This window comes from Saccharothrix algeriensis, assembly GCF_016907655.1.
In the GTDB taxonomy this organism is placed as follows: domain Bacteria; phylum Actinomycetota; class Actinomycetes; order Mycobacteriales; family Pseudonocardiaceae; genus Actinosynnema; species Actinosynnema algeriense.
The window spans coordinates 4,593,731-4,606,830 of record NZ_JAFBCL010000001.1; the positions used below are offsets into that span (position 1 = coordinate 4,593,731).

The following is a 13,100-nucleotide window of genomic DNA, read 5'->3' on the forward strand; positions in this document are numbered from 1 at the left end:
GGGTGGGACTGCGCCCCAACCGCGCCGAGGGCGGTGGGATCGTGCTCGGGTCGGCGGAGGTGGATCGCGCCGTCGCGCCGGGAGGGGTGGGATCACGCCCGGGCTGCGCCGGGGCGGTGGGTCGCGCAGGAGCGGCGCCGAGCCGCGCCGCGGTCGAGGCCGCCGGGGCGGGTGCGCGGGAGCGCCGATCGGCGGACCGGGCGGGGCCTTCGCCTTGGTGCGCAACGGGTTTCGGGCTTGGCCTCCGGCCCCCGGATCCATCATCGCACGCGGCGCCGACAAAAGCGGTCGCGTGCCTGGTCAGCGCGGGTCGTGTTCGGTGGCCTCGCGGGAGCGGGCGTCGAGGGCGGCGGCCTCGTCCGGGGTCGGGGCGGTGCCGCCGAGGTGCGCGGGCTGCCACCACCGGCCCTCGCCGGACTCCGGGTAGCGGGCCTGGGCCTCGTCGAGCAGCTCCTGCATCCGGGTGCGCAGGGCCTCGTCGGTGGTCGGCTCCAGCTCCTCGCCGACGATGATCGTCACCGGCACGTGGCGCCGGGTCAGGTCCTTCGGCCTGCCCTTCGTCCACAGCCGCTGGGTGCCCCACACGGCCATCGGCAGGAGCGGCACGCCGGCCTCGGCGGCCAGGCGCACCGCCCCGCTCTTGACGTCCTTGACGGTGAACGACCGGCTGATGGTGGCCTCCGGGAAGATGCCCACCACCTCACCCGCCCGCAGCGCCGCCAGGGCCTGCCGGTACGACTCCTGGCCCGCCGCGCGGTCCACCGGGATGTGGCGCATCCCACGCATCAGCGGCCCGGAGACGCGGTGGGCGAACACCTCGTGCTTCGCCATGAACCGCACCAGGCGACGGGACGGCAGCGCCCCGTTGCCGGCGAAGACGAAGTCGAGGTAGCTGACGTGGTTGCTCGCCAGCACGGCCCCGCCGGTGGTCGGCACGTGGCGCGCGCCGTCCACGGTGATGCGCAGGTCGAGCACGCGGAACATGAGCTTTGCCGCGGCGATCACCGGCGGGTACACGAGGTCTGGCATGACCAGAACGTTACGCTACTGGCGGGTAGTGCCGTTCCCGTCGCGCTTGCGGACCACGCGCGGCACACCGGCCAGGTCCTCTTCGTTGCACAACAGCTTGAGGTTGTAGTACGGCGAACCCTTGGTGTCGTCGTAGTCCAGGTGCACCGCGATCACGTCGACCGGCTCGCCCAACCAGTCCTGGGTCTGCCGCAACCAGGACGAGGCCCGCTCCAGCGCGCTGGGCAGGTCGTCGTCCCGGAATTCCACCGGCCGGTAGGGGACCTCCTGCACCTGGTCCCGCTGGTTGGCAGGCATCGGCAGGTCTACCGCCACCCCGCTGTCGTTGAGTTCGAGTTGGATCGTTTCCTCACTCACGCCTTGAGGGTCCACCACCCCGGGGCGCGCGGCAAGAGATGTCCCCGGACGACTGGCGGGGGCCGGGCGCCGCCGGCGGGGTCCGGCCGCCCGGTCCGGGGCCGGGCCGACCGCCGCCCGCGGCCCGCCCGGCGGCGCCGGGCGGGCGGTGACGGCCCTGGTCAGGTCGCCGGAGCGGGTGTCCGAAAACTCCCTCGCGCCGGATCGGCCTCCCGAGTGACCATCTGGGGCATGTATGACATCCGTTTCGCCGGCCAGGACGACCTCGCCGCCGTGCTGGCGCTGCTCGTCCGGCTCCAAGCCGACACCGCGCACCACATCGGCTACCTCGGTGAGACGCTCGGCGAGCTGACCGAGGAACTCGCCGAATTCGAGCCCGACTGGCCCTCCTGCACGGTCGTGGCCACCGACGACTCCGGTCGCCCGTGCGGCGTGCTGAGCGTGGAGGTCGACACCGAGCTGCACCGGGTGTTCCTGCACGGCCCGTTCGTGGACGTGCCGGTGAACCACCCGGCGGGCAGCCGGATCTGGGACCAGACCGCCGACGCCCTGTACGCCGCGGCCGCGCCCCTGCTGCGCGGCATCCCCGACCGCGAGGTCTACGGCCACACCGAGCACCGCAGGCTGGCCGCGTTCGCGGAGCGGCACGGCTTCACCGCCGGCCGCGCCAGCGGCATCTACGTGCTCGACGGCGACGGCCTGCGCGGCCTGCTGCTGCGCGAGGCGAGCTGCCCCCGCACCGGCCCGGCCCGCGAGATGCGCGTGCTGCCGACGGACGCCGCGGTGCACGAGGCGGTCGCCGTGCTGCACGAGCGCTGCTTCCCCAAGACCTACCTGTCCGGCCGCAAGCTCGTCGACGGTGACGGCAAGCACACCGTGGTCGTGGCGATGGACGGCGACCGGGTCCTCGGCTACGCGGCCGGCAAGGCCGAGCCGGGGGAGTACTACGTCGACTTCGTGGCCGTGGAGCCCGACGTGCGGGGCGGGGGCGTGGGCGCGGCCCTGGTCACCGAGCTGGTGTGGAAGCTCGCCGAGCGCTGCGGCGCGCGCCCGCAGGCCGCCGCGTCGATCCTGGCCGGCAACGCCTCGTCCCAGCGCATGTTCGACCGCCTCGGGTTCCGCCGGCACCTGGAGCTGGTCGCCTACCGGGCCAACCGGGCCGCCTGAGCGCCGCAGGGGCCGCCTGCCGGCGGCCCCCCGGGCCACGTCACCCCGCCCTGATCCCCAGCGCGTCGTCCGCCCTCGGCGGCGCGTAGCCCTTGTTCCGCAACGACAGCAGACCGCCGACGACGAGCGTGACGAGCACGCCCATCGGCGTGTACCACGGGTACGCCGGCGCCTTGGAGTCCGCGCCTGCCGGGGAGAAGTCGACCACCACCGCCGCGTCCGGCCCGACGAACTTCACCCCCAGGATCACGAAGGCCATCACCACCACGGTCACCGCGAACGCCGCGATCGCGTCGGCCTGCCGCGCCTGCCGGAACAGCAGGCCCAGCAGGAACGCGCCGAGCAGCGCCCCGTAGGTGAACCCGGAGATCGACAACCCCTGCTCCACGATCGGGTTCCCGCGCCCGGTCAACGACGCGAACAGCCCCGCGCACACCACCAGCAGACCCGCCCACACCACGGTCCACAGCCGACCCTGCCGGAACACCTCGGCCTCGCTCAACGGCCGCCGCACCACCCGCTGGTACACGTCGGTCACGGTCGAGGACGCCAACGCGCCCAACGACGACGACAGCGCCGCCGCCAGGATGCCCGCCATCACGAACCCGGACAGCCCCGTGGGCATGTCCCGCACGATGAAGTGGGCGAACAGCTCGTCGGCGTTGTTCAGCTTCAGATCCCGCACCGGGTGCGCGCCCCGGTAGAACGCCCACAGCATCACGCCGATGAACAGGAACAAAGCGAACTGGAGGAACACCACGACACCGCTGGCGATCAGCGCCTTCTGCGCCGACCGCACGTCCCGCGTGGCCATCAGCCGCTGCACGACCAGCTGGTCCGCGCCGTGCGAGGCCATGGAGAGCACCGCGCCGCCGACGAGCGCCGTCAGCACCGCGTAGGGCGAGGTGAGCGGGCCGGCGGCGAGGTCGAAGACCTGGAACTTCCCGGCGTCCGCGGCGGAGGGGAGCCACCCGGCGGGCAGCCTGCCGGACAGCACCACGATCACCGCGACCGCGCCCAGCACGTACCAGAGCAGCTGGACGGCGTCGACCCACACCACCGCGCGCACGCCGCCCAGGAAGCTGTAGACCACCATCGCCAGGCCGAGCACGGCGACGATCAGCCAGTACGACGCGTCCACCCCGTACGCCGCGAGCACGACCTTCACCGGGATGGCGGTGGCGAACAGCCGCAGCCCGTCCGCGAGCAGCCGGGTGACCAGGAACGTCACCGACGCCGTGCCGCGCAGCCCGTCGCCGAACCGCTTGCCCAGGAACCCGTACGCGGTGACCAGCTCGCCCGCGATGTACTTGGGCAGCAGCACGAACGACACCACCACCCGGCCGACCAGGTACCCGATCGCCAGCGACAGGAACGTCATCGTCCCGCCGTACGCGATGGTCGGCACGGACAGCACGGTCAGCGTCGAGGTCTCCGCCGACACCACCGACACGCACACCACCCACCACGGGATGCGCCGCTCGCTGACGAAGTAGTCCGCGGCCGACCGCTGCTGCCCGCCGACCCACACGCCCAGCAGCGGCATCCCCACCAGGAACAGCACGATGATCGCGACGTCAAGCGCGCGCACGGTGTCCTCCAATCCTGAGCCCGGTGACGGGTCCCCCCACCGGGGCGGGCAGCCGCAGGGGCCCGCGGCCGGGGGTGATCGAGCCGAGCACGCGCGGGCCGGCCGCGCCGGTGGCGGCCGGCACGTTGGCGGGCAGCCCGTGCCAGGTCAGGAAGCCCAGCAGGGCCGCGAGGTACGCCTCCTTGCCGTCGGCGGGCAGGCCCAGGTCGTCGCTGCGGCGCAGGGGCACCCTCCGGCGCAACGAGTCGACGAGCACGGGGTTGCGCATCCCGCCGCCGGAGCCGATCACGGTCGACGCGCCGGCGCACCCGTCGGCGACCGTGCGGGCGGTCAGCTCGGTGAGCGTGGCGAGCAGGTCCTCGGCGGGCATGGTCAGCCCGGCGGAGACCCGCTCCAGGTAGGCGAGGTCGAAGTGCTCCTTGCCGGTGGACTTCGGCGCGGGGAGCGCGTAGTACGGGTCGGCGAGCAGCCGGTCGAGCAGCTCGGCGCGCACCCGGCCGCGCGCGGCGAACCCGCCGTCGGTGTCCTGCCGGCGCAGCCCGCCCGACAGCGCCGTCATCGCGGCGTCCAGCAGGGCGTTGCCCGGCCCGGTGTCGCAGGCGACCACACCTCCGGGCGTGATCCGGGTGATGTTCGCGATACCGCCGAGGTTCAGCGCGACCGCGCCCGGCAGCCCGGCGAGCCACAGCGCGTCCAGGGTGCTCGCCAGCGGCGCGCCCTGGCCGCCCGCGGCGACGTCGCGGACCCGGAAGTCGGCGACCACCGGCAGCCCGGTCGCCTCGGCGATCCACGCGGGGTGCCCGACCTGGAGCGTGCCGAGGCAGCGGCCGTCCCGCACCCAGTGGTGGGCGGTCTGGCCGAGCGAGGCGACCAGGTCGGCCCGGTGCGGCCGGGCGGCCTCGGCGAACACCTGGCCCAGCCGGGTGTCCAGCGCGCACACGTCCCGCGCGCCGGCCGGCGGGGTGCGCAGGTCCGCCGGGAACGGGTGCTCGCCGTGCGCGACGGGCTCCAGCACGACGGTCGGGCCGTCCAGGGCGAAGTCGCCGACCGCCACGTCGACGGCGTCCATCGACGTCCCCGAGATCAGCCCGATCACCCGCACCGCCCGATCACCCCCCATGCTGTGTCCTATTGCACACCGCCCGCGGGCGCAAGGGCGTGCGCGGGGGAGCCGCGGCGGACCACCGTGGTTCGTCCGCAGGTGGCGGGCCGCGGCGTGCGAGGATTGCCGGGTGTCCACCGAGCTCCTGATCTGGATCGTCGTCGTCGTAGCGGCGCTGCTCGCGGTCGCCCTCGTCGCGGGTGTCGTGCTGGCCAAGCGCAGGCGGATCAGCCTGTCCGAGCCCGAGTCCGAGCAGCCCAAGCAGGTCAAGGGCTACCAGGCCGGCAGCGGGGTCACCTTCGCCGCGCCCACCCGCACCGCCGAGCCCGAGCCCGCCGCCACACCCCAGGACACCGCGAAACCCGGGGTCGCCAAGCCCCCGGTCAAGCCCCCGGTCCAGTCCGCGCCGACCCGGCCCACCGCGCCCGCGCGGCCGGTGGAGCCGACCGCGCCCGCCGAGCCCGAGCCGGTCGAACCCGCCGAGCCGACCGGGTCCGTCGAGCCGGCCGAACCGACCGCGCCGCCGACCGTGCCGCCCCAGCCGACCGCGCCGGTCAAGCCGACCGCGCCGCCCCCGCCGATCGTGCCGCCCCAGCCGGCCGCGCCCGTCGCCCCGACCGCGCCCGAGCCGGTCGAGCACCCGGTCGCCGACCGCACCGAGGTCGACGGCCAGCCCGGCGTCGGCGACGACGCCGCCGTGCCGCGCGACTCGGTCAAGCGCGGCTTCGTCGAGGTGCCGCTGCCCGAGCAGGCTTCCGAGATCGACGAGATCGAGCCCACCTCCGGCCGGCTGGAACGGCTGCGCGGCAAGCTCGCCCGCTCCCGCTCCACGTTCGGCCAGGGCCTGCTGGGCCTGCTCGGCGCGGGGGACCTGGACGAGGACTCGTGGACCGACGTCGAGGACACGCTGCTGTTGGCCGACCTCGGCGCGAACGTCACCGACCAGGTGGTGACGGCGCTGCGCGAGCGGATCGCGGCCCGCGGCGTGCGCTCGTCCGACGACGCGCGGGCGCTGCTGCGCGAAGTGCTGGTCGAAGCGCTGCACCCGGAGATGGACCGCGCCGTGCACGCCCTGCCGCACTCGGGCAAGCCCGCCGTGGTGCTGGTCGTCGGCGTGAACGGCGTCGGCAAGACCACCACGACCGGCAAGCTGGCGCGCGTGCTGGTGGCCGACGGCCGCACCGTGCTGCTGGGCGCGGCCGACACCTTCCGCGCCGCCGCCGCCGACCAGCTGGAGACGTGGGGCTCGCGCGTCGGCGCGGCCACCGTGCGGGGGGCCGAGGGCGCCGACCCGGCGTCGGTGGCGTTCGAGGCGGTCAAGCAGGGCGTCGGCGCGGGCGTCGACACGGTCCTGGTCGACACCGCCGGCCGCCTGCACACCAAGACCGGCCTGATGGACGAGCTGGGCAAGGTCAAGCGGGTGGTGGAGAAGCAGGCCGCGGTGGACGAGGTGCTGCTCGTGCTCGACGCCACCACCGGCCAGAACGGGCTGACCCAGGCCAGGGTGTTCGCCGAGGTGGTCGACGTGACCGGCATCGTGCTGACCAAGCTGGACGGCACCGCCAAGGGCGGCATCGTGTTCCAGGTGCAGCGGGAGCTGGGCGTCCCGGTGAAGCTCGTCGGCCTGGGCGAGGGCGCGGACCACCTGGCCCCGTTCGAGCCGGTCGCGTTCGTGGACGCCCTGCTCGGCTAGCCCGGCCCCTCGACCCGCCGCCGCGCCGGGACCACCCCGTCGCGCGGCGGGTCCGGACCGCGGGCGGCGCCCGGTCCCCGGCCGACCGCGCGGCGGTGGTCAGGGCCGGGCGGCCCGCGCGGACAGCCGCTCGGCGACGGCGACCACCGCCGGCGCGATCCGGCCGACCGCCTCCTGCGTCAGCCGCCCCTCCGGCCCGGACACCGAGACGGCCGCCGCGGTCGGACCGCCCACCAGCGGCACGGCGACGCAGCGCACCCCCAGCTCCTGCTCGCCCTCGTCCAGCGCGTACCCCCGCTCCGCGATCCGGTCCAGCGAGGCCAGCAGCTCGTCCACGTCGGTGATCGTGTTCGGCGTGTAGGCGGGCAGCCCGGTCCGCTCCAGCAGCGCCCGCACCCGGTCCCGCGGCAGCCGCGACAGCATCGCCTTGCCCACGCCCGTGCCGTGCGGCAGCAGCCGGCGGCCGACCTCGGTGAACATCCGCATCGAGTGCCGCGACGGCGCCTGCGCCACGTACACCACCTCGTCGCCGTCGAGCACGGCCAGGTTCGCGGTCTCCCCCACCGCGTCGACCAGCTCCGCCAGGAACGGCCGCGCCCACGCGCCGAACTGCCGGGACGCGCCCTCCCCGAGCCGGATCAGCCGCGACCCGAGCGCGTACCGGCGGTTGCTGTTCTGCCGCACGTAGCCCAGCGCGACCAGCGTGCGGATGAGCCGGTGGATCGTCGGCAGCGGCAGCCCGGAGGCGGCGGCCAGCTCCGACAGGCCCGCCTCGCCGCCCGCGTCGGCCAGCCGTTCGAGGAGGTCGAAGGCTCGGCGCAACGACTGCACGCCGCCGGTGGACCCCTGCGCCATCCCCACCACTCCTCGTTGCTGTTCCGCGATGCAAAAACTATAGTCCGCGAAGTAGAAGTCTTCGCCGAACAGGGGGCTCCCATGACCGGTATCCGCGTGCTCGGGGGCGACGTGGAGCGCGGCGCGCAGGTCCTCACGCCGGACGCCCTGGAGTTCGTCGCCGGTCTGCACCGCTCCTTCGCCGCCACCCGCGACGACCTGCTGGCCCGGCGCTCGGTCCGCCGCCCGCTCGGGTTCCTGGCGGAGACGGCGCACGTCCGCGCGGGCGACTGGCGGGTGGCCGAGGCGCCCGCGCCGCTGCGCGACCGCCGCGTGGAGATCACCGGGCCGACCGAGCGGAAGATGACCGTCAACGCCCTCAACTCGGGCGCGAAGGTCTGGCTGGCCGACCTGGAGGACGCGAACACCCCGCACTGGCGCAACGTCGTCGCCGGCCAGGTCAACCTCTACGACGCCGCGCGCGGCACCGTCGACCACCGGTCGCCGGAGGGCAAGCACTACGTGCTCCGCGACGGCGAGCGCCCCGCGATCGTGGTCCGCCCGCGGGGCTGGCACCTGCCCGAGCGGCACGTCGAGGTCGACGGCGCGCCCGCCGTGGGCGCGCTGGTCGACTTCGGCCTGCACTTCTTCCACAACGCCGAGCTGGGCCGGCCGTACTACTACCTGCCCAAGCTGGAGAGCCACCTCGAAGCGCGCCTGTGGAACGACGTGTTCACCGCCGCGCAGGAGCGGCTGGGCATCCCGCACGGCACCGTCCGCGCGACCGTGCTGATCGAGACGATCCCCGCCGCGTTCGAGATGGAGGAGATCCTCTACGAGCTGCGCGACCACGCCTCGGGGTTGAACGCGGGCCGCTGGGACTACCTGTTCAGCATCATCAAGCACTTCCGCGACCGGGGCGCGGACTACGTCCTGCCCGACCGCAACAGCGTCACCATGACCGCGCCGTTCATGCGCGCCTACACCGATCTGCTGGTGCGCACCTGCCACAAGCGCGGCGCGCACGCGATGGGCGGCATGGCGGCGTTCATCCCGAACCGCCGCGACCCGGAGGTGACGCGGCAGGCGCTGGCGAAGGTCCGCGAGGACAAGGGCCGCGAGGCGGCCGACGGGTTCGACGGCAGCTGGGTGGCGCACCCCGACCTGGTCCCGGTGTGCCGGGAGGTCTTCGACGCCCGGCTCGGCGACCGGCCCAACCAGCTCGACGTGCTGCGCGAGGACGTGGCGGTCACCGCCGACCGGCTGCTCGACGTGAGGTCGGCCGGTGGCCGGGCGACCCGCGCGGGCGTGGTGGGCGCCGTGGACGTCGGCGTGCGCTACCTGCTGTCGTGGTTGGGCGGCAACGGCGCGGCGGCCATCCACAACCTGATGGAGGACGCCGCCACCGCGGAGATCTCCCGCTCCCAGCTGTGGCAGTGGGTGCACAACGACGTGGTGCTGGACGACGGCACGCCGGTCACCGGCGAGCTGGTGCGGGAGGTGCTCGCCGAGGTCGCGAGCGGGCTCGACGGCGAGCACCTGGCCGCGGCCGTGGAGCTGTTCGAGCGGGTGGCCCTGTCCGACGACTTCGTGGACTTCCTGACGCTGCCCGCCTACGAGCGGATCGACTGACCCGCCGCGCCCGCCGCCGGGATCGGGGAGCCGACCCGGCGTCGCGGTGCGCGCGCGGTACTCGCGAGTTAGCCCGTAGGGGGTCAAACCACGGGAGGACGGCCCGCGCGACTTCAGGCGGTTGTGCCGCAGTTCACAGCCCTGCCACCCTGCGATCACCCATAAGGGTGACAGGACTGAGGGAGGAACCTGTGCGACCGATCTTCCGAGCGCTGGGTGGTGCCGGCGCGGTCACCGCGCTCGTCGCCGGCCTGGCGTCGCCCGCTTCGGCGGACCCCGCCGGGACCACCGGCACGCAGGGCGTCGAGCTGTCGGCCATCGACTGGCAGCCGTGCCCGGAGATCGCCGAGGTCGAGTGCGGCACGCTGCGGCTGCCGATCGACTGGGCGGCGCCGCGGGGTGAGAAGTTCGACCTGGCCGTGGCCCGCCGCAAGGCCACCGACCCCGCCAAGCGCATCGGCGTCCTGGTGATCAACCCCGGCGGCCCCGGCGGTTCCGGCGTGAACTTCGCCCTGGGCGCCGACGGGTACTTCAGCCCGCAGGTCCAGGAGCGCTTCGACATCGTCGGCTTCGACCCGCGCGGCGTCGCGCGCAGCCAACCGGTGCGGTGCTCGCTCGACGTCCTGGGCCGGGCGCCCGCGGCGTACCCGACCGACCAGGCCGGGTTCGAGGCCCTCGTGCGGTACAACCGGGAGCTGGCCGCGGACTGCCGCGAGCACACCGGCCCGCTGTTCGACCACGCCGACACCATCAGCGTCGTCAACGACATCGACGCCCTGCGCCGCGCGCTCGGCGAGCGGAAGATTAACTACCACGGCATCTCGTACGGCACGCTGATCGGCCAGCAGTACGCCGAGCGCTACGGCCGCAACATCCGGTCCATGGTCATCGACTCCAACATGGACCACAGCCTGGGCACGTGGCAGTTCAACGAGACCGAGGCCCGCACGGCGCAGGACTCGTTCGACGAGTTCGTCAAGTGGTGCGACCGCACGGCGTCGTGCCCGCTGAACGGCCAGGACGTGGTGCGGGCCTGGGAAGACCTGCTGGCGAAGGCGGACCGCGGCGAGGTGCCCGCCCCCGGCGACCCGACCCGCCGGCTCACCGCGCTGCAGATCGTCAACGCCGCGATCAGCGCGCTCTACGGGCCGAACTGGCAGGGCCTGGCGGACCTGATCGTCGCCCTCGGCTCCGGCACGGCGGCCCCGCAGGCCCTCACCGCCGCGCAGACCGCGCCGAACCCGTTCACGGCGGTGTTCTGCCAGGACTGGTCGGTGCCGGTGAAGGACTACCGCCAGTTCTCGGCGCTGACCCGCCGCGCGAACCAGATCGCGCCGCAGCTGCGCGGCGAGTCGCTGGGCATCTCCGCGATCGCCGGTTGCGCGGGCCTGCCGGCGAAGGTGAACAACCCGCAGCACCGCCTGCGCATCAAGCACGCGCCGAAGATCCTGATGCTCAACGCCCTGCACGACCCGGCGACCGGCTACGAGTGGGCCGTCAACGCCCACCGCCAGAGCCGCGACACCACGGTCCTGCTGACCTACGAGGGTTGGGGCCACGGCGTCTACGGCCGCAGCGCCTGCACCCGGGACGCCACCGACGCCTACCTGATCGAGCAGCGCGTGCCGCGGGACGGCGCCCGGTGCGCCGCCGTCGAGCCCGCCGGCGCGGTCGCGGCGGCCGGCCGGCCGCTGCCGCTGCCGAACGGCCCGAAGCCGGGCCTGCCGGGCTGGGGCCGGTAGCACTTCCCGACAGGGGCCGTTGCCCGTCCGCGGACGGGCAACGGCCCCTGTCGTCGTCACCGGGCGCGCCCGCCGGACAGGCGGCGTGCCGCGGGCACCGGGCGTCACCGCCGAAACCGCCCGACCGCAACGGATTCGTGAGCGCTGCTCGCCCTTCAACACCGTGAAACGCGTCCGTAACACCACCGCCCCGACAGTTCACCCGCGCGAAACCTCCGGCGCGGCCCGGCGAAACAGGACGTCCCGATGCTGCCTGCAACCGACGTGCAGTGGAGGTCGACGTGGACACAGGGGACACCGCCTGGTTGCTCACCAGTTCCGCACTGGTGCTGCTGATGACGCCCGGCCTGGCCTTCTTCTACGGGGGCATGGTCCGGTCCAAGGGCGTGCTCAACATGATGATGATGAGCCTGGGCGCGATGGGCGTGGTCGGCGTGCTCTGGGTGCTGGTCGGCTACTCCACCGCGTTCGGCGGCGACGTGGGCGCCGGCCTGCTGGGCGACCCGTTCGAGTTCTTCGGCCTGGCCGGCCTGCTGGGCGGGGAAGCGCTGACCGGCACCATCCCGACCACCGTGTTCGTCGCGTTCCAGGCGATGTTCGCCATCATCACCGTGGCGCTGATCTCGGGCGCCGTCGCCGACCGCGCCCGGTTCGGCCCGTGGCTGCTGTTCGCCGGGCTGTGGGCGCTGGTCGTGTACTTCCCGGTCGCGCACTGGGTGTTCGACTTCGACACCAAGGACGCCGGCGGCAACGTCGTCGACCCGGGCGGGTGGATCGCCAACGGGCTCGCGGCCATCGACTTTGCGGGCGGCACGGCCGTGCACGTCAACGCGGGCGCGGCCGGCCTGGCGCTGGCGATCGTGCTGGGCAGGCGGGTCGGCTGGCCGGGGGACCGCGGGAAACCGCACAGCCTGCCGCTGGTCGTGCTGGGCGCGGCCCTGCTGTGGTTCGGCTGGTTCGGGTTCAACGCCGGCTCCGCCGTCGGCGCGAACGCCACCGCCGGCGTCACCTTCGTCAACACGCTGGTCGCCACGAGCGCCGCCATGCTCGCCTGGCTGGCCGTGGAGCGCGTCCGGGACGGCAACGCCACGACGCTGGGCGCCGCGTCGGGCGTCGTCGCCGGGCTGGTCGCGATCACCCCCGCGTGCTCCGCCGTCACCCCGCTGGGCGCCATCGCCGTCGGCGCGATCACCGGGGCGCTGTGCGCCCTCGCGGTCGGCCTCAAGCACCGCTTCGGGATCGACGACTCGCTCGACGTGGTCGGCGTGCACCTGGTCGGCGGCCTGGCCGGCACCGTCCTGGTCGGCCTGTTCGCCAGCGCCGACGCCCCGGCGGGCGTCGACGGCCTGTTCCACGGCGGCGGCCTCGACCAGCTGTGGCGGCAGGTCGTGGGCGCGCTCGCCGTGCTGGCGTACTCGTTCACCCTCAGCCTCGGCCTGGGCTACCTGGTCAAGCTGACCGTCGGCTTCCGCGTCGACGAGGACGCCGAGGTCGCCGGCATCGACGAGGCCGAGCACGCGGAGAGCGCCTACGACCTCGGCGTGCTGTCCGGTCCGCGCGGTCGCGCCAAGCGCGCCGCCGTCCTGGAGGGGAGCACCCGGTCGTGAAGCTGGTCACCGCGATCATCAAGCCGTTCACGCTGGACGACGTGAAGACGTCGCTGGAGCAGCTGGGGGTGCTGGGCATGACCGTCAGCGAGGTGCAGGGCTACGGCAGGCAGAAGGGCCACACCGAGGTCTACCGGGGAGCGGAGTACTCCGTGGACTTCGTGCCCAAGCTGCGCGTCGAGGTGCTGGTCGACGACGCGGCGGCGGACAGGGTGCTCGACGCGGTGGTCGAGGCCGCCCGCACCGGCCGGATCGGCGACGGGAAGGTCTGGGTGACCCCGGTGGACGCGGTCGTCCGGGTGCGGACCGGGGAACGCGGATCCGACGCCCTGTAGCGGGGAGCCGT

11 protein-coding genes are annotated in these 13,100 nt (G+C 74.2%); 6 read left to right on the forward strand and 5 right to left on the reverse strand.

Annotated elements, in window-relative coordinates:
* Nucleotides 1-300 precede the first annotated feature (300 nt).
* Together JOE68_RS21020 and JOE68_RS21025 are read right to left on the reverse strand one after the other, a co-directional pair.
* Entirely contained in the window at nucleotides 301-1,029 is a 729-nt protein-coding gene (locus JOE68_RS21020) for a lysophospholipid acyltransferase family protein (protein ID WP_204844004.1), read from the reverse strand.
* A gap of 15 nt (nucleotides 1,030-1,044) precedes the next feature.
* On the reverse strand, nucleotides 1,045-1,386 hold the full coding sequence (locus tag JOE68_RS21025) for a hypothetical protein (protein ID WP_204844005.1): 342 nt from the start codon (nucleotides 1,384-1,386) through the stop codon (nucleotides 1,045-1,047).
* A 231-nt stretch (nucleotides 1,387-1,617) separates the two neighbouring features.
* Between JOE68_RS21025 and JOE68_RS21030 the strand changes: the two genes are divergently transcribed.
* Nucleotides 1,618-2,553, forward strand: a complete 936-nt coding sequence (locus tag JOE68_RS21030) for a GNAT family N-acetyltransferase (protein ID WP_204844006.1) — start codon at nucleotides 1,618-1,620, stop codon at nucleotides 2,551-2,553.
* A gap of 40 nt (nucleotides 2,554-2,593) precedes the next feature.
* Here the strand turns inward: JOE68_RS21030 and JOE68_RS21035 are convergent, their stop codons facing one another.
* Both JOE68_RS21035 and JOE68_RS21040 read right to left on the reverse strand, forming a co-directional pair.
* Complete coding sequence (locus JOE68_RS21035; protein WP_204844007.1) at nucleotides 2,594-4,144, reverse strand: sodium:solute symporter; 1,551 nt, start codon at nucleotides 4,142-4,144, stop codon at nucleotides 2,594-2,596.
* Nucleotides 4,131-5,264 (reverse strand): anhydro-N-acetylmuramic acid kinase, encoded by a 1,134-nt coding sequence (locus tag JOE68_RS21040; RefSeq protein WP_204844008.1) that lies wholly within the window; start codon nucleotides 5,262-5,264, stop codon nucleotides 4,131-4,133. Before JOE68_RS21040 ends, JOE68_RS21035 begins: the two co-directional genes overlap by 14 nt.
* A gap of 112 nt (nucleotides 5,265-5,376) precedes the next feature.
* Between JOE68_RS21040 and ftsY the strand changes: the two genes are divergently transcribed.
* Nucleotides 5,377-6,939 (forward strand): signal recognition particle-docking protein FtsY, encoded by a 1,563-nt coding sequence (gene ftsY / locus JOE68_RS21045; RefSeq protein WP_204844009.1) that lies wholly within the window; start codon nucleotides 5,377-5,379, stop codon nucleotides 6,937-6,939.
* A 99-nt stretch (nucleotides 6,940-7,038) separates the two neighbouring features.
* On the opposite strand, the gene JOE68_RS21050 is transcribed toward ftsY, so the two are convergent.
* The gene (locus JOE68_RS21050) at nucleotides 7,039-7,794 is read right to left on the reverse strand and encodes an IclR family transcriptional regulator (protein WP_204844010.1); all 756 of its coding nucleotides are present in this window, start codon (nucleotides 7,792-7,794) and stop codon (nucleotides 7,039-7,041) included.
* 81 nt (nucleotides 7,795-7,875) lie between these two features.
* Between JOE68_RS21050 and aceB the strand changes: the two genes are divergently transcribed.
* The 4 genes from aceB to JOE68_RS21070 all read left to right on the forward strand — a co-directional run bounded on the left by aceB (nucleotide 7,876) and on the right by JOE68_RS21070 (nucleotide 13,089).
* A complete protein-coding gene (aceB, locus tag JOE68_RS21055) occupies nucleotides 7,876-9,405 on the forward strand; it encodes a malate synthase A (protein WP_204844011.1) in 1,530 nt (509 codons plus the stop codon).
* A 191-nt stretch (nucleotides 9,406-9,596) separates the two neighbouring features.
* A complete protein-coding gene (locus tag JOE68_RS21060; RefSeq protein ID WP_204844012.1) occupies nucleotides 9,597-11,147 on the forward strand; it encodes an alpha/beta hydrolase in 1,551 nt (516 codons plus the stop codon).
* Between the two features lie 281 nt (nucleotides 11,148-11,428).
* Nucleotides 11,429-12,754: an ammonium transporter gene (locus tag JOE68_RS21065; RefSeq protein ID WP_204844013.1), complete on the forward strand. Its 1,326-nt coding sequence runs from the start codon at nucleotides 11,429-11,431 to the stop codon at nucleotides 12,752-12,754.
* Nucleotides 12,751-13,089: a P-II family nitrogen regulator gene (locus JOE68_RS21070; protein WP_204844014.1), complete on the forward strand. Its 339-nt coding sequence runs from the start codon at nucleotides 12,751-12,753 to the stop codon at nucleotides 13,087-13,089. Before JOE68_RS21065 ends, JOE68_RS21070 begins: the two co-directional genes overlap by 4 nt.
* Nucleotides 13,090-13,100 lie beyond the last annotated feature (11 nt).

What these genes read in the sequence shown, in the direction of transcription:
- JOE68_RS21020 (WP_204844004.1), bottom strand. Translation starts at nt 1,029, where the DNA reads ATGCCAGACCTCGTGTACCCGCCGGTGATCGCCGCGGCAAAGCTCATG.
- JOE68_RS21030 (WP_204844006.1), top strand. Translation starts at nt 1,618, where the DNA reads ATGTATGACATCCGTTTCGCCGGCCAGGACGACCTCGCCGCCGTGCTG.
- JOE68_RS21040 (WP_204844008.1), bottom strand. Translation starts at nt 5,264, where the DNA reads ATGGGGGGTGATCGGGCGGTGCGGGTGATCGGGCTGATCTCGGGGACG.
- JOE68_RS21050 (WP_204844010.1), bottom strand. Translation starts at nt 7,794, where the DNA reads ATGGCGCAGGGGTCCACCGGCGGCGTGCAGTCGTTGCGCCGAGCCTTC.
- aceB (WP_204844011.1), top strand. Translation starts at nt 7,876, where the DNA reads ATGACCGGTATCCGCGTGCTCGGGGGCGACGTGGAGCGCGGCGCGCAG.